This window comes from Microbacterium panaciterrae, assembly GCF_039541635.1.
Lineage (GTDB): Bacteria > Actinomycetota > Actinomycetes > Actinomycetales > Microbacteriaceae > Microbacterium > Microbacterium panaciterrae.
In genome coordinates, this window is sequence record NZ_BAABGP010000013.1 from 121,734 (window position 1) to 139,231 (window position 17,498).

Annotated in this window: 15 protein-coding genes; 10 read left to right on the forward strand and 5 right to left on the reverse strand. The window is 72.0% G+C overall.

The genetic code is table 11. From position 1 onward, the window contains the following. Positions 1-53 precede the first annotated feature (53 nt). Positions 54-650: a PadR family transcriptional regulator gene (locus ABD882_RS09640; protein WP_345186420.1), complete on the forward strand. Its 597-nt coding sequence runs from the start codon at positions 54-56 to the stop codon at positions 648-650. A 59-nt stretch (positions 651-709) separates the two neighbouring features. After that, complete coding sequence (locus ABD882_RS09645; RefSeq protein WP_345186421.1) at positions 710-2,035, forward strand: coiled-coil domain-containing protein; 1,326 nt, start codon at positions 710-712, stop codon at positions 2,033-2,035. 146 nt (positions 2,036-2,181) lie between these two features. Here ABD882_RS09645 and hpf read toward each other — a convergent pair whose 3' ends face one another. The 5 genes from hpf to mtrA form a co-directional block, all read right to left on the reverse strand. After that, on the reverse strand, positions 2,182-2,835 hold the full coding sequence (hpf, locus tag ABD882_RS09650) for a ribosome hibernation-promoting factor, HPF/YfiA family (protein WP_345186423.1): 654 nt from the start codon (positions 2,833-2,835) through the stop codon (positions 2,182-2,184). A 91-nt stretch (positions 2,836-2,926) separates the two neighbouring features. Further along, entirely contained in the window at positions 2,927-3,673 is a 747-nt protein-coding gene (locus tag ABD882_RS09655) for a ComF family protein (RefSeq protein ID WP_345186424.1), read from the reverse strand. Positions 3,674-3,783: 110 nt separating this feature from the next. Continuing rightward, positions 3,784-5,490 (reverse strand): LpqB family beta-propeller domain-containing protein, encoded by a 1,707-nt coding sequence (locus tag ABD882_RS09660; RefSeq protein ID WP_345186426.1) that lies wholly within the window; start codon positions 5,488-5,490, stop codon positions 3,784-3,786. Further along, a complete protein-coding gene (mtrB, locus tag ABD882_RS09665) occupies positions 5,487-7,151 on the reverse strand; it encodes an MtrAB system histidine kinase MtrB (protein WP_345186427.1) in 1,665 nt (554 codons plus the stop codon). Before mtrB ends, ABD882_RS09660 begins: the two co-directional genes overlap by 4 nt. Positions 7,152-7,177: 26 nt before the next feature. Continuing rightward, positions 7,178-7,858: an MtrAB system response regulator MtrA gene (gene mtrA / locus ABD882_RS09670; protein ID WP_345186429.1), complete on the reverse strand. Its 681-nt coding sequence runs from the start codon at positions 7,856-7,858 to the stop codon at positions 7,178-7,180. Between the two features lie 195 nt (positions 7,859-8,053). Here mtrA and ABD882_RS09675 point away from each other — a divergent pair, with 195 nt between their 5' ends. From ABD882_RS09675 to ABD882_RS09710, 8 genes are all read left to right on the forward strand, one after another. After that, positions 8,054-9,451, forward strand: a complete 1,398-nt coding sequence (locus tag ABD882_RS09675; protein WP_345186431.1) for a hypothetical protein — start codon at positions 8,054-8,056, stop codon at positions 9,449-9,451. After that, entirely contained in the window at positions 9,448-10,119 is a 672-nt protein-coding gene (locus tag ABD882_RS09680; protein WP_345186432.1) for a DUF4129 domain-containing protein, read from the forward strand. Before ABD882_RS09675 ends, ABD882_RS09680 begins: the two co-directional genes overlap by 4 nt. Continuing rightward, positions 10,116-11,327 carry a DUF4350 domain-containing protein gene (locus ABD882_RS09685; RefSeq protein WP_345186434.1) on the forward strand — a complete coding sequence of 404 codons (1,212 nt, stop codon included), beginning with the start codon at positions 10,116-10,118 and terminating at the stop codon, positions 11,325-11,327. The genes ABD882_RS09680 and ABD882_RS09685 overlap by 4 nt, the downstream gene beginning before the upstream one ends. 124 nt (positions 11,328-11,451) lie before the next feature. Continuing rightward, positions 11,452-12,375, forward strand: coding sequence for an AAA family ATPase (locus tag ABD882_RS09690; RefSeq protein ID WP_345186554.1), 924 nt, complete (start codon positions 11,452-11,454; stop codon positions 12,373-12,375). Beyond that, a complete protein-coding gene (locus ABD882_RS09695; protein WP_345186435.1) occupies positions 12,376-13,686 on the forward strand; it encodes a DUF58 domain-containing protein in 1,311 nt (436 codons plus the stop codon). It abuts the gene before it with no gap. A 69-nt stretch (positions 13,687-13,755) separates the two neighbouring features. Then, positions 13,756-14,175 carry a Fur family transcriptional regulator gene (locus ABD882_RS09700; RefSeq protein WP_345186437.1) on the forward strand — a complete coding sequence of 140 codons (420 nt, stop codon included), beginning with the start codon at positions 13,756-13,758 and terminating at the stop codon, positions 14,173-14,175. Between the two features lie 75 nt (positions 14,176-14,250). Next, positions 14,251-16,467, forward strand: a complete 2,217-nt coding sequence (gene katG, locus ABD882_RS09705) for a catalase/peroxidase HPI (RefSeq protein WP_345186438.1) — start codon at positions 14,251-14,253, stop codon at positions 16,465-16,467. 194 nt (positions 16,468-16,661) lie between these two features. Then, a complete protein-coding gene (locus ABD882_RS09710) occupies positions 16,662-17,492 on the forward strand; it encodes an aquaporin (RefSeq protein ID WP_345186440.1) in 831 nt (276 codons plus the stop codon). The last annotated feature ends 6 nt before the right edge of the window (positions 17,493-17,498 follow it).

The window sequence follows — 17,498 nt, forward strand, 5'->3', positions numbered from 1 at the left end:
CCTCTGCGCGGAGTCCGTATGCTCGGAAACAGATTCCCGGAAAGGATCACGCGATGTCCGTGCGTCAGAGCCTCCTCGCCATCCTCGACCAGGGCCCCTGTTACGGGTACCAGCTGCGCGCCGAGTTCGACCGCCGCACCGGCTCGACCTGGCCCCTCAACGTCGGCCAGATCTACAACACCCTGGAGCGCCTGGAACGCGACGGTCTCGTCGCACGCGGAGATGCCGACGATCAGGGGCATGTGTACTGGGCGATCACCGAAGCGGGATCCGCCGAGGCGACCGGCTGGCTCGGCTCTCCCGTCGAACGCGGGCAGGGTACGCGGGATGAGCTCGCGATCAAGCTCGCGCTCGCCGCCACCCTCCCCGGTGCCGATGTCGCCGCCGTCATCGCCGCGCAGCGGCGCGCGTCGACCGCCCGGCTGGAGCGTCTGCAGCAGGACTCGCAGGAGGGATCGGAATCCGATCGTCCCGAGGATCTGGCTCGCAACGTGATCCTCGATGCGCAGATCCTCACGACCGAGGCCGAGCTGCTCTGGCTCGAGCGCGTCGAGCGACGGCTGTCGCAGCGCCCGAGCGGGGCACCCGCACTCGCCCTCTCCCCCGAACGCCCCCGGCGCGGCCGGCCGACGAGCACCGCGGCCCTCTGATCGCGCACGGCGCAATCGGCGCACAGCCGGTGCACGGCCGGGGAACATAGGATCGGCGCATGGCCGGTTTCTGGGGCAAGCGCAAACGCGAACAAGTCGAACTGCAGGCGCAGGACGACGATCTCGCCCGTCGCGCCGAGCAGGCGATCGTCACCGCGGACGAGCGGATCCGCACCGCGGCCGACGAGCTCGCGTTCGCCGCCGCCGAACTCGGCGACGACATGACCGCCGACTTCCGCGCCGCGCTCGACGCCGTGCGGGCGCACATGGGCGAGGCGTTCCAGCTGCACCAGCTGAACCACGACGAGATCCCGGACACGGCGGAAGAGCTGCGCACCCGCAACGCGCGGATCGCGCAGCTGTGCCAGTGGGCCGAGGACCTCATCGACGAGAAGTCCGCCGCGATCGCCGACTCCGTGAACCGGGTCCGGCACGCACCCGAGGTCATCGCCAAGGTGCGTCAGGACGCCGCGGATCTGCAGTCCCGGGTTCCGCAGGCCCAGGAGACGGTCGACCGCCTCGCCACCCGCTACTCCGACACCGCGATGCAGCGCGTCGCGAAGAGCGCGGAGGAGGCGGCGCAGCTCGTCACCTTCGCCACGCACGGCGCGGACGTCTCCGAGCGGCGGCGCGAGGCCGGCCGCACCCAGGAGGCCGTGCTGGCCCTGGAGACCGCGACCGAGGCGACCCGGCGCGCGACGTCGCTGCTCGACGCCGTCGACGACTTCGAGATCGAGGCGCTGCGCGCCGAGTCCACCCTGGCCGAGGTCGTGGCCGACTCCCGCGGCGATCTCGCGGCCCTCTCCGCGGCGCCCGACGCCCCGGCCGTCAGCGCGGCGGCGGTCGTGCTGCAGCAGGCGCTGGCAGCCCTTCCCCCGGCGGGTGCGCGCACCGATCCCTTCGGCGATCTCACTCGCCTGCGCACTGCCAACACCGCGCTGGACGCCGCGATCGCGGCGGCTCGTTACCGGGTCGAGCACCCGCTGCCGACACTCGACACGGTGCAGCACGCCCTCGACGACGCGGATCGCCAGCTCGGGGTCGCGCGCGGATTGATCGAAGGCCACCGCGGCTGGATCGGCGCGGACGCGCGCACCCGCCTCGCGGAGGCCGAGCGGCTCCGCATCGACGTGCCCTCGCTGCTGCCCGCGGAGGACACCCGTGAGCAGGCGCTCAGCGCGGCCCGCCGGGTCGCTCAGCTGGCGGCGGAGGCCCTCCAGCTCGCCCAGCGCGACATCGACTCGTCCCGCCCCGACCAGGGCTGGGGCGGCGGCAACGGCTGGGGCGGCGGACGCGGATCCGGCGGCTCCGGCGGCTCCAACGTCGTCACCGGCGTGCTCGGCGGCCTCGTCATCGGCGGCCTGCTCGACGGCCTCTTCGACTGACACTCCCGAGTCGTCCCCGCCAGCGCACCCCCTGGCGTGCGCTCACGGGGACGACTCGATTCAGGGCGGGCGGGAACGCGCGAGTGCGGCCCGAGACGAGCTGTCTCGGGCCGCACTCTGAGTCTGTCGGGCTCTGCCGGGATTCGTCAGCCGACGAGCTCCTCGACAGGTGCCGCCTGCGTCGTCAGCGAGATGACGCCGTAGTCCCAGCCCTTGCGGCGGTACACGACGCTGGGGTGGTCGCTGCGGGCGTCCACGAACAGGAAGAAGTCGTGTCCGACCAGCTCCATCCGGTCCACGGCCTCTTCGACCGTCATCCACTCCGCGTCGAAGTTCTTGGTCCGGATCACGACCGGAGAGTAGTCCTCCTCGAGTTCGAGGGTCGGGATCGCGCCGGTGGACACCGCGTGCAGCGTGTCGACCGACACCGGATGCACGTCGATCCCGGCGAGTTCGCCCGTGCTCTTCTCCAGGTGCGCGCCTCGCGGGTGGTTGCGACCGTCCACCCGGCGCTCCTTCGCCCGGCGGACCTGCTCGATGAGCTTGTCGACGGCGAGGTCCAGCGCCACGAACTTGTCGGCGTCGCGCGCCTCTGCGCGCACCAGCGGGCCCCTGCCGATCAGCGTGAGTTCGACGGTCTCATCCTCCACGTGACCGCCGCGATAGGAACGATGGGTGACCTTCACTTCGAGGCGCTGCGCCCTCGTCGCGATCGTCTCGATCCGTGCGGTCTTCTCCTCGACCACCCCTCGGAATCGATCGCTGATGCCGACTCCGACACCGACGATGTTCGTTTCCATCCTGACCTCCTTGTTCCGGTCCACCCGGCCAAGGGCGGACCGTGGTCGCCTTTGTGAATCCCTACCGTAGTCGGGCGACACCGCCCTGTCATCAACAATTCATCTGCGTGTCGTGGGCATTCGCCCTGAGCCGTCTCAGAGCACCCGACCGCCGGGGGGCGTGATGCCGGCGGGTCATCGCCACGGCGACGGCTCCCACCACCTCGAACCCGGCCGCCCGCAGCGCCCTGGCCGCCTCCTCGCAGGTCGCCCCTGTCGTGACGACGTCATCCACGATGAGCGCGACCCGCCCCTCTCCGCGCCGCGTCGCGATCAGCCCGCCGGAGACGTTCCTGCGGCGCTGATCGACGCTCAGGCCGCGCTGATCCTGCACCCGGCGCGCATACGTCAGCACAGGCGCCACCGGGATCCCGGTTCCGCGGGCGAGCAGATCGGGCACCCGAAAGCCGCGGCGGCGGAACGCGCTGCGGGAGGTCGGCACCGGGACGACCACATCGATCCGGCGCAGTGCAGCAGCCCGTCCCGGAAGCGGACCGGAGGCGCACAGATCCGCCACGGCCGCTGCGAACGCAGGGCGGAGCGCGCGGATCAGCGCGGTCTGGCCGTCCTCCTTGACCGCACGCAGCACGGCGGCCGCGACGCCCTCGAACGCGAGCCCCGCCCGCACCGGCAGGATCTCCGCGGTGGGTTGCGGGTGCGGTCGGAGCACACGGGGGACGAGACCGCGTTCGCAGTCGGGACACAGCGCCGCTCCCGTCGCGCCGCACCCGGCGCACACCGAGGCGAAGGCGAGGTCGGCGATCTCCCGGATCAGACGGCGCAGCGGTTCGGTTCTCATCCGGCGATCCTGACCGCTGATCCGGGGCCAGGATCCTCGTCGCGCGCAATCGGTGCGGAACGCAGGCGCGGACCGGCCTGTGCGGACCGATGGCGGCCCGTGCGAAGCGGTCAGCCGCCGAGCTGCACGCCGAGGACCTTCACGTTCGTGCTGACCTGCGGCCAGTTCGGACCGCTGCGCACCCACAGCACCCCGGTGCCGCCGAGCAGCCGGATGGTCAGAAGCGACGGCGCGGGGGCGACCGTGCGGGTGCCGTCCGGTGCCGCCACGGTCGTCTTCGGTCCTCCGACCGGCTGCTCCAGCAGCTCCGTGCTGTTGTTGTCGGAGGTGAGCACGCCCACGGTCGTGTCATCCAGCCAGGTGATGTCGGCCACGGGTCCCGGCGGCCACGACACCACGCTCGGCGGGCCGATCGCGGTCGGTGCGCCACGGTCATCACGCGTGACCGCGGCGACCTCGACCCTGATCTGACCGCTGACGACGACGGCCATCGCGAGCCGCGATCCGTCTCGACTCATCGCGAGGGCGGTGAGCTGGGAGGCGTCCTGCGGACCGGTGATCGGGCGCGGGGTGATCGAGGTCGACCACGCGGTGATCGCCTGCGGCGTCTGCTGCGGGACGGTCCAGATGTATCCGAACGGATCCAGCGCCGGGGCCGCCAGCCCCGGTCTGCTGTCGAACTCGTCCACCTTGCCGTCCGCGACGGCGTAGACGACGCCGTCGGCCGTCTGCACGACCACGCGCTGAGCGCCGCTGGATGCGCGGATCGCGGTGATCGGGTGGGGGAAGGACGTGAGCTCGGCGGACACCCCGGCGACCGGGGTCACCTCGCCGTCGGACAGGAACCCGAAGCCCTTGTCGGTGAGCACCAGGGGCCTGGAGTCGACCGTCGTGGACGCCGCGGACGCGGATCCGGCATTGAGATCACGGCCGCCGACGGTGAGCTTCACCTGCTGCACGCCGAGGTCGGCGAGGCTGCGCTCGAGCTGCGTGCGCATGCGCGCGAGCGTGGCCGCATCTGCGCTCAGTGCGGCGTCGGTGAGCGCGACCTCGGCGACCTGGGCGACCGGGGTCACCGTGTTGCGCGCGAGCGCGACGTCGCCGGTGAACGCGGTGCGCACGCCGTTCGTCAGCCACGGGCTGGGCTTGCCGGTCACGAGCGACTGCACGATGCGGCTCGCCGTGTTCTCGCGTTTCGGGAACCAGCGCACATCCGGCACGAGGTAGGTCCAGGTGGGGTCGAAATACTCCAGGGCGTACGGGGCGAAGACGTCTCCCGCCGCGAAGGACTGCGCATCCAGCACGATGCCGTCCGGCGCCGAGGTGATGCGCCACTGCCCGTCCGCGCCCTTGGCGAGCGAGAACGGGAGCTCGGAGGATCCGCTCACCGCGCTGCCGGAGTAGTTGCCGTTCTCATCGACGTTCGCGGTCTGCTGCAGTCCGAGCCGCACGGTCGCCGCGGTCGCGCCCTTGGCGACCGTGGGTGCGTCGTAGCGGCGGTCGGAGAGCGAGGCGTCGATCGTGACGCCGACGTCGGGCTTCCACTTCTGCGCCGCCGACGAGGTGAGGTACTCCCGGGCGATGCCCCAGCTGTCCTTGGGACTCGAGGCCGCGTCGATGAAGCCGCGCACGATCTGCTCCGGATCCATGCCGTCCGACGGACCCTGCGGGACGTAGGCGACATCGGAGCTGGTGTCGGCCTGTCCGGCCGCGAGTCCCGGCCGCACATCCCCGGTGGTGGGCAGCGCGGCGCATGCGGCGAGGCCGAGCGCAGCGGCGACGACGATCGCGCCGCGGAGCATCCGCACGATTCTCATGAGTGCTCCTCCTGCGGGTGCGGCCTGGCGGAATCGGCGAGCTGCGTGACAGGCGCGGTGATCACGCCGATCTCGTCGATCGGCTCCGCCGCCTCCAGCGGGATCGGCGACGCGCCGTCCAGCGGTCCCGCGCCGCGCGGGAGGGTCAGCACGAAGTTGGTGCCGACGCCGAGCTCCGACCACACCGCCAGGGTGCCCCTGTGCAGGCGGGCGTCGCCGCGTGCGATCGAGAGCCCGAGCCCGGTGCCGCCGATCGTGCGCCGCCGCGACGGGTCTGCCCGCCAGAAGCGATCAAAGACCCGCTCCGCGTCCGGCGCGGACATGCCCATGCCGCTGTCGCGCACCCCGACCGCCACCGCGTTCTGGTTGCTGTCCACCGTGATCACGACCGGACGGCCCTCGCCGTGCTCGATCGCGTTGCCGATGAGGTTGCGGAGGATCCTGCGCACCCGCCGCGGGTCCAGATCGACCGGCGTATGCCCGCCCGGGGCGACGAATCTCAGCTCGGTGTCGTGCGCCTCCGCGAGCGGACGCATATCGTCGACGAGGTCCTCCGCGAGGTGGGTGAGACTCGTCGCCTCGGTCTCGAGCTGCACGGATCCCGCATCGTAGCGGCTGATCTCCAGCAGGTCGGCGAGCAGCGTGTCGAAACGGTGCACCTGCGTCTGCAGCAGCTCGGCGGTGCGCGCGGTGGTGGGATCGAACTCGTCGCGCTGGTCGTTGAGCATCTCGGCCGCGAGCCGGATCGTGGTGAGCGGGGTGCGCAGCTCATGCGACACGTCCGACACGAACCGCTGCTGCACCAGGCTCAGCTCGCCGAGCTCCTTGATCTGCGCCTCGATGCTGTTCGCCATGGCGTTGAACGAGCGGCCGAGCGTGGCCAGCTCGTCCTGTCCGCGCACGGGCAGCCGCACGTCGAAGTCGCCCCCAGCGAAGCGCGCGCTGGTCTCAGCGGCCTCGGTGATCGGCTGCACCACGGAGCGCAGCGAGAACCACGCGATGAGCCCGATCAGCGCGACCAGCACGCTGCCGGCGATCAGGAGGCTGGACTGCACGAGGACCAGCGTCTGCTCGGTGTCGGCGAGATCGTAGGCGATGTACAGCTCGTAGGCCCCGGCCTCGGGGATCTTCAGCTGCTGACCGACGATGATGCCGGCGTGCTGGGATCCGTCAGCGTCATGCAGCGCGACCGGCTGCCACCACTGCTTGGTGTCGTCCTTGATGACCCGCTGATGCATCTGGTCGGTGACCAGATCCTCGGTGAACCCGCCGCGAAGGAACCCGGGAGGAGCCGCCTGGGCGGTGCCGTTGCCGATCGGGAAGGCGGCGACCATCTGGGCGCTGGAGACCGAGCTCAGCCGGCTGTTCACGTCGCCCATCAAGCCGAGCAGCGCCGTGCGGTTGCCCTGGGTGTCAGCCGAGTAGACGGCCGACTGCACCGAGTCGACCGCACGGCGCGCGTCGTTCAGCGCCTGGTCCTTGCGCGCCTCCCAGAGGTTGTTCTGCACCGCGAGCGCCATCGCGACACAGGTCACCAGCACCGCGATCGAGGTCAGCGCGAGCGTGATGAGCAGGGTGCGGAACCGCAGCGAGCGCCGCCACAGCCGCGCCAGGCGGCGGGCGCTGCGCCGGGTGTCGCGCACCACCGCGCTCTGGGACATCGACGCACCGGCGGCCCGCGCGAGCGTCAGGCCACGCTCCCGGCCCGATATCCGACGCCGCGCACCGTGGTCACGATCCGCGGGCTGTCCGGGTCGAGTTCGACCTTGGCCCGCAGCCGCTGCACGTGCACGTTCACGAGGCGGGTGTCGGCCTTGTAGTGGTAGCCCCAGACCTGCTCCAGCAGCATCTCGCGGGAGAACACCTGCTGCGGCTTGGAGGCGAGGGCCACGAGGAGCTGGAACTCCAGCGGGGTCAACGCGATCGGCGCGGTGCCGCGACGCACCTCGTGCGCGTCGACGTCGATCGTGAGGTCGCCGATCCGGAGCACCTCGGTGGTGGGCTGCGGCGTCGGCCGCAGGCGCGTGCGGATCCGGGCGACGAGTTCCTTCGGGTTGAAGGGCTTGACGATGTAGTCGTCGGCGCCCACCTCGAGGCCGCGCACCACGTCGGCCGTGTCGCTGCGGGCGGTGAGCATGATCACCGGCACCCCGGACTCGGCACGGATGCGGGTGCAGATCTCGATGCCGTCCATGCCGGGCAGCATCAGATCCAGCAGCACCAGGTCGGGGCGCTGCGTGCGCCACTCGTCGACGGCCTTGGCGCCGTCCGCGCAGAACACGGGCTCGAAGCCCTCCGTGCGCAGCACGATGCCGATCATCTCGGCCAGAGCCGTGTCGTCATCGACCACGAGGATGCGTGAGGTCATTGTGCCCAGTCGTCTTTCGTCCAAGGCGTGCAGACGCCTCCTGGGCGCCTCACACGTGGCACCAGCGTACTTCACGGTTCTGCGAAGTCGGCGGAGGCCGCACAGGCCCCGGCCGGGAGGCCGCCATCCCGAGGAGACCGCGATCCCAGACGTGCGGTGTGCCACGATGGACCCAACACGCGAACCGGAGGACTCGTGAGCGAACAGACCATGCCCGGATCGGGCTGGACTCCTGCGCCCAAGCCCGGTCTGATCCCGTTGCGCCCGCTCGGGTTCGGCACGATCCTCGGAAAGTCCTTCGCCGCGCTGCGGCACAACCCGAAGGTGCTCTTCGGATTCGCGATCGTCGTGCAGCTGGCGGCGCTCGTGGTCGTGGGCGCCGTCGTCGGCGCCGTCGCCGCCGCGAGCCTGTCCCGCCTGGACACGGTGCAGCCCGGCAGCGACGAGTGGAGAACGCTGTCCATCGGGTCCGCGGCCTTCATCGGCCTCGCGGGGTTGCTCATGGGGCTGTTCTCGGCCGCGTTCAGCGCGATCGTGCAGGGCATCGTGGCCGCCGATGTGCGCGCGGCGGTGCTCCGCGAGCCCGCGACCCTGCGCGCGCTGTGGCGGCGGGTGAAGCCGGCCGCCTGGCGGCTGATCGGCTACATCCTGCTCTACGGCCTCGCTACCGTGATGGCGATTGCACTCGTGATGGCGATCGCCTTCGGCGCCATCGGCGTGCCCACCGGGTTCCAGGGCGCCGGGCTCGCGCTCACGATCGTCGTGCTGATCGCCGGCATCCTCGGCGTGCTGGTGCTGGCGATCTGGATCGGGACCAAGCTCATGCTGGTCCCGTCGCTGCTCGTGCTCGAGGGGGCCGGGATCCGCACGGCGATCGTCCGCTCCTGGCTGCTCACCCGCGGCCGGTTCTGGTTCGCGTTCGGGATCGTGTTCGTGATCGGCGCGATCTTCTACGTCATCTCCCAGATGCTCGGCATGGCCTCGAGCCTGGTCAGCTCGCTGTTCGGCACGGTGCTCAGCCCGACCGGCGACACGATCGCCTCCCTCGGCACCTCGACCATCGTCTCGCTGGTGATCACCGAACTGGTGGTCGTCGTGGTGCAGTCGATCAGCGCCGTCGTGCAGTCCACGGCGGGCGCCCTGATCTACATCGACTGCCGCATGCGCTACGAGGGGCTGGATCAGGATCTGATGGCGACGATGGAGCGGCGGACGGCGGGGTGCGACGACGGCTCAGATCCCTTCCGCCTCGACCAGACGCGCGCTGTGCGGCGCGGCTTCCGCCCTGCTCCGACCTCGGTCGCGACGGGGTACCACTATCCTCCGGCGTATGGTGCACCGGGGTATCCCGCCCCGCCGCAGGGTTATCCGGGGCCGCAGGGGTACGCCGCGCAACAGGGGTACGCACCACCGCCGACGCCACCCGTGGCCGCGCCTCCGGCTCCGCCCGCACCACCCGCGGCCGCACCTCCGGCTCCGCCCGCACCACCCGCGGCCGCACCTCCGGCACCGCTCGCCCCGCCGCACCAGGGCCCGTGGGAGCCGCCGCAGGATGACGATCCCTGGGCGGCACCCGGATCCCAGGGCCGATGATCCTGCCCCTGGCGGCGCGCGGACTGTCCGCGATCCCGCTCATCCCCGACGGCGACGGCGCCAGGAAGCTCGCCGAGCGGGAGCTCGCGAAGCCCGAGTACCAGGCCGCGAAACCCACCGTGATCGACCAGTGGGCGCGGGCGTTCGTCGACTTCCTGAACGACCTGTTCACCGGGAAGAACGTCGGTGGGCTCGGCCCCTGGGCCGCGATCGTGATCGGGATCGTGCTGGCCGCGGCGCTGATCGCGGTTCTGGTGATGTGGGGCCGCCCGCGCCGGTCGCGCACTCGTGCCGTCGGATCCGTGCTGCTGGGCGCCGCGGATGATCGCATGGCCGCGCAGCTGCGCGCCGAGGCGGAGCGCGCGGCGCACGACGAGGACTGGGCGGCGGCGATCGTGCTGCGCTATCGCGCCATCGCCCGTGCGCTGATGGAACGCGACCTCCTCTCCCCCGCTCCCGGCGCCACCGCGCAGACCATCTCACGCGAGGCCGCGTCGCCCTTCCCCGCGGAGGCGGACGCGCTGCATGAGGCGGCCGTGGCCTTCGATGACGTGCGCTATCTCGGCCGCCCGGGAAGCGCCGCGCTGTACCGCACGGTCGCGGACACCGACGAGCGGCTGCGGGCGCTGCGCCCGCAGCTCGATGAGCGATCGCCGGTGACGGCATGACGACGACCGCCCCGGAGCGATCCGACACGCTGACGCGTGCCGCCGACACCCTCATCCGCGACCCGCGGCGGCTTCGTCGCGGGCTGGGCTGGCTGCTGGTGGTCGTGCTCGTGATCGTCGTCGCCGGCGCCGGCCTGGTGCTCACGATGCCGTCGAGCGCACAGCACGAGACCTACGACCCCGAACTGCCCGGCCCCGAGGGCACCCAGGCGCTCGCCGAGATCCTCCGTCAGGAGGGCGTCACGGTCGATGTCGTGCGCTCCCGCAGCGACGCGGAGAAGCTGCTCGACGATCGCACCACGCTCGTGATGAGCGATCCGTACACGCTGAGCGACAGCGCCGCGCAGGCGTTCGTCGACCGCGCGCACGATGTGGTGCTGCTCACTGTCAGCGCCCGGATGCTGCGGATCCTCGCGCTCGGCTCGTATTCCTCCGCGTCCTCCCCCGCGCGGGCCGCGGCCGACTGCGATGTCCCCACGTTCGCGCGCGTCGGCTCGATCGCGCCGGGCCAGCTGCTGCGCCCCGACCCGGGTGTCACCGCCTGCTTCGGCGACCGCTCCGGCGCGGCGGTGCTGCTCTCGGACGACGGCGCCCGCCCGCGCGCGATCGTCGACGGCAGCGGACTGTTCACGAACGCGCGGCTGTCCGAGAACGGCAACGCCGCCCTCGGACTCGCCCTGCTCGGCGCCCAGCCGCACGTCGTCTGGTATGTGCCGTCGTACGCCGATTCCGATCGTGCAGACGTCGATCCGCAGAAGTCCCTGGCCGACCTCACGCCGGGCTGGGTGACGCCCGCAATCCTGCTGCTGATGATCACCGCCCTGATCGCCGCGGTGTGGCGGGGCCGGCGGTTCGGGCCGCTCGTCGCCGAGACGCTGCCGGTCACGGTGCGCGCCTCCGAGACCATGCTCGGTCGCGCACGGCTCACCGCCAAGGCGGCCGATGCCGCGCACGCCGCGGAGGCGCTGCGGGCCGGGACGATCACGAGGCTCGCGAAGCACCTTGGCCTTGCGGCGCGCGCGGACGGCGGCAGTGTCGCGGACGCCGCCGCCGACCGGATCCGCGTCGACCGCGCCGCCTGCCGCACCCTGCTGACCGGCCCGCTGCCCGCCACGGATGCGGCCCTCGTCCCGTTCGCCCGAAGCCTCACCGACCTGGAGACCGCCGTCGAAGACGCGGTCCGCATCGAAAGGAGCACCCGTGACTGACCCGCGGATCACTCAGGGAGCCGCCCCGGAGACCGGCACGCCGGACGGCCACGCCGTCGCCCCGCAGTTCTCGTCCACACCGGCCGGGCTTCCCGCGGACGACGACGCGGCGCTGCGTCAGGCCATGCAGCGCGTGCGCGCCGAGGTCGACAAGGCCGTGGTCGGCCAGGCCGGCACCGTCACCGGGCTGCTGGTGGCGCTGCTCGCCCGCGGCCACGTGCTGCTGGAGGGCGTGCCGGGCGTCGCGAAGACGCTCGTGGTGCGCTCGTTCTCGCGGGCGCTCGGGCTCGACACCAAGCGGGTGCAGTTCACCCCCGATCTGATGCCGGGCGACGTGACCGGATCCCTCGTCTACGACGCCCGCTCGGGAGAGTTCGAGTTCCGGCGCGGACCGGTGTTCACGAACATCCTGCTCGCCGACGAGATCAACCGGACGCCCCCGAAGACCCAGGCGGCGCTGCTGGAGGCGATGGAGGAGCGTCAGGTGTCGTCGGATGGCGCGAGTCTGGCGCTGCCGGATCCGTTCCTCGTCGCCGCGACGCAGAACCCGATCGAGCACGAGGGCACGTACTCGCTCCCCGAGGCCCAGCTGGACCGGTTCCTGATGAAGCTCGTCGTGGGCATGCCCGAGCGCGACGCCGAGGTGTCGGTGCTGCGCCGGCACGCGGACGGCTTCTCCCCCCGCGAGCTCACGGATCTGCACCCGGTCGTCTCGGCCGACGAGATCCTCGCCGCCCAGCGTGCGGCCGGGCGGGTGCAGGTCACCGACGACGTGCTCGGCTACGTGGTCGACCTCGCCAGAGCCACCCGGCAGTCGCCCTCCGTGCAGCTGGGCGCGAGCCCGCGCGCCTCCACCGCGCTGCTGGCCGCCGCGAAGGCCTGGGCCTGGCTGAACGGATCCTCCGCGGTCACCCCGGATCACGTGCAGACCATGCTCATCCCGGTCTGGCGGCATCGGCTGCGGCTGCGCCCGGACGCCGAGATGGAGGGCGTGTCGCCCGATGCCGTGCTCACCAGCGTGGTGCAGCAGACCAGGGTGCCGATCTAGGTGTTCCTCACCGGTCGCGTCGTCGTCGTCGCCGGGTTCGGCGTCGTCCCGCTCGTGCTGCTCGACACCGCGCGGGTGTCGCCGTGGTACGCGCTGGCGGGCTGGCTCGTCGTGTGCGCCGTGCTGATCGGCATCGACGTGGCGCTCGCCGCCCCCGTGGGCGCGCTGCGGATCACCCGCGACGTGCCGAATCGCGGCCGGCAGCACGAGCCGGTCACCGCGACCGTGCTCGTGCAGAACCTCGGAAATCGGCGGCTGCGGGGACTCGTCCGTGACGCCTGGCAGCCCACCGCGGGCGCCGCCGATCGCGGCTGCGCCCGACTCGACCTGCCCGCCGGTGAACGACGCCGTATCGGGATCGACCTGCTCCCCCGGCGCCGTGGCGAGCTGTCCAGCGAGTTCGTGGCGGTGCGCTCCGTCGGTCCGCTGGGACTCGCGGGGCGGCAGGGACGGCATCGGGTGCGCGGCGCGATCCGGATCCTGCCCCCGTTCGCCTCCCGCCGTCACCTGCCCTCGCGGCTGGCCCGGCTGCGCGAACTCGACGGCAACACGAGCGTGCAGGTGCGCGGCCAGGGGACGGAGTTCGACTCACTGCGGGAGTACGTGCGCGGCGACGATGTGCGTTCGATCGACTGGCGCGCGACCGCCCGCGCCGGGACGACGATGCTGCGCACCTGGCGTCCGGAGCGCGACCGGCACGTGGTGATCCTCATCGACACGGGCCGCACCGCCGCTGCGCGCGTGGGCGACGGCACCCGGCTGGACGCCGCCTACGAGGCGGCGCTCCTGCTCTCGGCTCTGGCCCAGCGCGCCGGCGACCACGTGCACCTGCTGCTGTTCGACCGTGCCGTGCGGGGCCGGGTCAGCGGGGTGGACGGACCGGGGCTGCTGCCGGCGTTGTCCGACGCGATGGCCCCGGTGCACGCCCGGCTCGTCGACACCGACTGGGGTGCGGCGTTCGCCGCGATCCGCACGGTCACGAACCGCCCGTCGCTGATCGTGGTGCTCACGGCGCAGGACGCGGTGGAGAGCGCCCGCTCCTTCCTCGGGGCGTTCCCGAACGCGTCGCGCGCGACGACGATCCTGGTCGGATCCGCGACCGATGTCTCGATCGATGCGCTGGCGCGCGCCCGGGGCTCGCGAGAGGAGGTCTACCTCGCCGCCGCGGCCGAACGCACCCTGCAGGACGCGGCCCGCGTCGCCGACGCGATCCGGCGGGCGGGCGGGGAGCCGCTGGCCGCGGATCCGGACGACCTGCCCCCGCGCATCGCCGACCGCTACCTCGAGCTCAAGGCCGCCGGGCGGCTCTGACCGCGAGCACGACACGCCCGTCCGAACGACAGTTTTCCTGAATCATTCAGAACTGGCTACGGTGGACGCATGGACACCTCGGCGATTCTCCGCGGCGCGGGGCTGCGCGTCACCGTGCAGCGCATCGCGGTGCTGCAGGCCCTCGCCCTCGCCCCGCACAGTTCCGCCGACCGGATCCACACCGCCGTCGACGGCGCCGGCATCGCGCTGCCCACCGTGCACGCGATCCTCGGCGATCTCGCCACCGCGGGCATCATCCGACGGGTGAGCCTGCCCGACGCCGACCGCGCGCTGTTCGAGGTCGATCCGGGCGACAACCACCACCACATGCAGTGCGTGCGCTGCGGCCGGCTGGAGATCGTCTCCTGCGCGGTCGGATCCTCGCCCTGCCTGCACCCCGCCGAAGATCACGGGATGCGCCTGCTCGAGGCGTCCGTGACCTACCGCGCGATCTGCCGGGACTGCGACGAGGCGTCACCCGGCCGCTGATCGCCTCCGACCGACGGACACCCGAAGCCCGGCACACGGACCGAAGACCGACACCTGGAATGGAAAGGATCAGCCTTGTCTGACGAGAACACCTGCCCCATCGACCACTCCGCCGGAGGCCCCGCCGACCGCCCCGCGGGAGGCCGCACCGGAAACACCGACTGGTGGCCCGAGCGGCTGAACCTCCGCCTCCTCGCCAAGAACCCGGCTGTCGCCGACCCGCACGGCGCGGACTTCGACTACCGCGCCGCGTTCGAGGCGCTCGACCTCGACGCCGTCAAGAAGGACATCGCCGCGCTGCTGACCGAGTCGCAGCCGTGGTGGCCCGCCGACTTCGGCAACTACGGCCCGCTGATGATCCGGATGGCCTGGCACTCCGCCGGCACCTACCGGGTCTTCGACGGGCGCGGAGGCGGCGGCACCGGCCAGCAGCGCTTCGCTCCCCTGAACAGCTGGCCCGACAACGTGGGCCTGGACAAGGCGCGCCGCCTGCTCTGGCCCGTGAAGAAGACGTACGGGCGGGCGCTGAGCTGGGGCGACCTGATGATCCTCGCCGGCAACGTCGCGCACGAGCAGATGGGCATGCCCACGTTCGGCTTCGCCGGCGGCCGCGGCGACGTCTGGGAGCCCGACGACGACGTGTACTGGGGCTCGGAGAAGGTGTGGCTGGACTCGAGCCCGCGCATCAGCACCGACGACGCCGGAGAGCGCTCCCTCGAGAAGCCGCTCGCCGCGACGATGATGGGCCTCATCTACGTGAACCCGGAGGGGCCGGAGGGGGTCCCGGATCCGCTCGCCGCCGCGAAGGACATCCGCGAGACCTTCCAGCGCATGGCGATGGATGACGAGGAGACCCTCGCGCTCATCGCCGGCGGGCACACCTTCGGCAAGACCCACGGCGCGGCCCCCGAGGCCGGCAACGTCGGCGTCTCCCCCGAGGGCGCCCCGATCGAGCAGATGGGCCTGGGCTGGAAGAGCGGCCACGGCACCGGTCACGGCAACGACACCATCGGCTCGGGGCTCGAGCTCACCTGGACCTACCACCCGACCCGCTGGGACAACGAGTTCTTCCACATCCTGTTCGCCTACGACTGGGAGCTCACCACCGGGCCCGGCGGCGCCAAGCACTGGAAGCCGAAGGATGGCGCGGGCAGCGACATGGTGCCGGAGGCGCAGGGCGACGGGCGGCGCGAACCGCGCATGCTGACCACCGATCTGGCGCTGCGCGAGGATCCGATCTACCGCGAGATCGCGCTGCGGTTCAAGGACGACCAGGCCGCGTTCACCGAGGCCTACCGCCGCGCCTGGTTCAAGCTGACGCACCGCGACCTCGGCCCGAAGGCCCGTTACCTGGGCCCGGAGGTTCCCACCGAGGATCTCCTCTGGCAGGATCCGGTGCCCGTGCACACGGGTGACGTGATCGACGCCGCTGACATCGCGACGCTCGAGCAGGCCATCGCCGAGACCGGCCTCAGCGTGTCCGACCTCGTCTCGACCGCGTGGGCGGCGTCCGCGTCGTTCCGCGGCAGCGACAAGCGCGGCGGTGCGAACGGGGGCCGGATCCGGCTGGAGCCGCAGCGCAGCTGGGAGGTGAACCGCCCGGCCGAACTGGCCCGGGTGATCACGGCGCTCGAAGGCGTGCAGAGCGCTTTCAACAGTCGCGGCGGCGCGCAGGTCTCGTTCGCCGATCTGGTCGTGCTCGCCGGCAACGTCGGCGTGCAGCAGGCGGCCGCGGCCGCCGGGCGCTCGGTGGTGATCCCGTTCACGCCCGGCCGCACGGACGCGACGCAGGAGCAGACCGACATCGCATCGTTCCAGTATCTCAACCCGCAGGCCGACGGCTTCCGCAACTACGTCAGCGATGTGGCCCGCGCGATCCCCGCCGAGCACCTGCTCGTCGACCGTGCGAACCTGCTCACCCTGTCGGCGCCGGAGATGACCGTGCTCGTGGGTGGCCTGCGCGTGCTCGGCACGAACTGGGATGGCTCACCGTACGGCGTCTTCACGAAGAACCCCGGGGTGCTCACGAACGACTTCTTCGTGAACGTGCTGGACCTGAACACGTCATGGGCGCCGCTGGATCCCGGTTCGCACGCGTTCCAGGCGACCGACGACGCGACCGGAGAGAAGACGTGGGTCGGCACCCGCGCCGACCTCGTGTTCGGCTCGAACTCCGAGCTGCGGGCAGTGGCCGAGGTCTACGCCAGCGACGACGCCGCGGATCAGTTCGTGGACGACTTCGTGGCGGCCTGGGTCAAGGTCGCCGAGCTCGACCGCTTCGACCTGCGCTGACCCGAAGCCCCCGCCCGACCGCGGCCCCTCTCGCGCCTCCTGACCGCGAGACTGCATCTGAGCGGCGAGACTGCAGCACATCGCTGCTGTCTCACCGTCCCGTTGCAGTCTCGCGGATCTTTGGCTGAGCGGGGGGGGTCAGGCATCCTGCCGGGCTCTGCGGCCGGAGGGGTCTCGCGGGTAGGATCGGCACGATGTCCTCCCCCCACAGCACGCCGGCGCCCACCACCGCATCGACGCCTTCCGCCACACCGACGCCTTCCGCCTCTCCGCTGCCGGCGCGCCTCGTGGCCGAGGGACTCGGCACGTTCCTGCTGGTCACCGGCGCGATCGGGACCGCGGTGTTCGCCTCGAGCCACTTCACGGATCCCGGTGCGCAGGCGGGCGTGTATCTCGCCGTGGCCCTCGCGGTCGGCCTCTCCGTGCTGATCGGGGTGTACGCCTTCGGACCGATCTCGGGCGGGCACTTCAACCCGGCGGTGACGCTCGGCGCTGCAGCGGCCGGACGGATCGCGTGGCGCGACACCGGGCCGTACATCGTCGCGCAGGCGGTCGGCGGCCTGGTCGCCTCGACCGTGCTCACCCTCATCGGCACGTTCGGCCCGGACGGATGGCTGGCCAAGGCGCAGGATGCCGGCTTCGCGAGCAACGGCTGGGGCGCGCTCTCGCCCGGCGGCTTCGGGATGTGGGCCGCGATCATCGCCGAGGTCGTGTTCACCGCCCTGTTCCTGTTCGTGATCCTCGGCGTCACGCACCCGGTGCGCGGCACCCCGTTCGCGGGCGTCGCGATCGGCCTCACGCTGACGCTCGGCGTGCTGGCGACGCTGCCGGTCGACAACGCCTCGCTGAACCCGGCCCGTTCGCTGGCCACCGCGATCTACGGCGGGATCGGCCCGCTCTCGCAGCTCTGGGTGTTCCTGGTGTTCCCGATCCTGGGCGCGCTGATCGCGGGCTTCACGTACCGCGCGCTGTTCGACGGTCCCGGACCCACCGGGCCCACCGGATCCACCGGCCCCGCGGCCTGAGGGGCG

Coding starts and splice junctions, on each gene's coding strand:
- ABD882_RS09640 (WP_345186420.1), top strand. CDS start 54: ATGTCCGTGCGTCAGAGCCTCCTCGCCATCCTCGACCAGGGCCCCTGT.
- ABD882_RS09645 (WP_345186421.1), top strand. CDS start 710: ATGGCCGGTTTCTGGGGCAAGCGCAAACGCGAACAAGTCGAACTGCAG.
- hpf (WP_345186423.1), bottom strand. CDS start 2,835: ATGGAAACGAACATCGTCGGTGTCGGAGTCGGCATCAGCGATCGATTC.
- ABD882_RS09655 (WP_345186424.1), bottom strand. CDS start 3,673: ATGAGAACCGAACCGCTGCGCCGTCTGATCCGGGAGATCGCCGACCTC.
- ABD882_RS09660 (WP_345186426.1), bottom strand. CDS start 5,490: ATGAGAATCGTGCGGATGCTCCGCGGCGCGATCGTCGTCGCCGCTGCG.
- mtrB (WP_345186427.1), bottom strand. CDS start 7,151: ATGTCCCAGAGCGCGGTGGTGCGCGACACCCGGCGCAGCGCCCGCCGC.
- mtrA (WP_345186429.1), bottom strand. CDS start 7,858: ATGACCTCACGCATCCTCGTGGTCGATGACGACACGGCTCTGGCCGAG.
- ABD882_RS09680 (WP_345186432.1), top strand. CDS start 9,448: ATGATCCTGCCCCTGGCGGCGCGCGGACTGTCCGCGATCCCGCTCATC.
- ABD882_RS09685 (WP_345186434.1), top strand. CDS start 10,116: ATGACGACGACCGCCCCGGAGCGATCCGACACGCTGACGCGTGCCGCC.
- ABD882_RS09690 (WP_345186554.1), top strand. CDS start 11,452: ATGCAGCGCGTGCGCGCCGAGGTCGACAAGGCCGTGGTCGGCCAGGCC.
- ABD882_RS09700 (WP_345186437.1), top strand. CDS start 13,756: ATGGACACCTCGGCGATTCTCCGCGGCGCGGGGCTGCGCGTCACCGTG.
- ABD882_RS09710 (WP_345186440.1), top strand. CDS start 16,662: ATGTCCTCCCCCCACAGCACGCCGGCGCCCACCACCGCATCGACGCCT.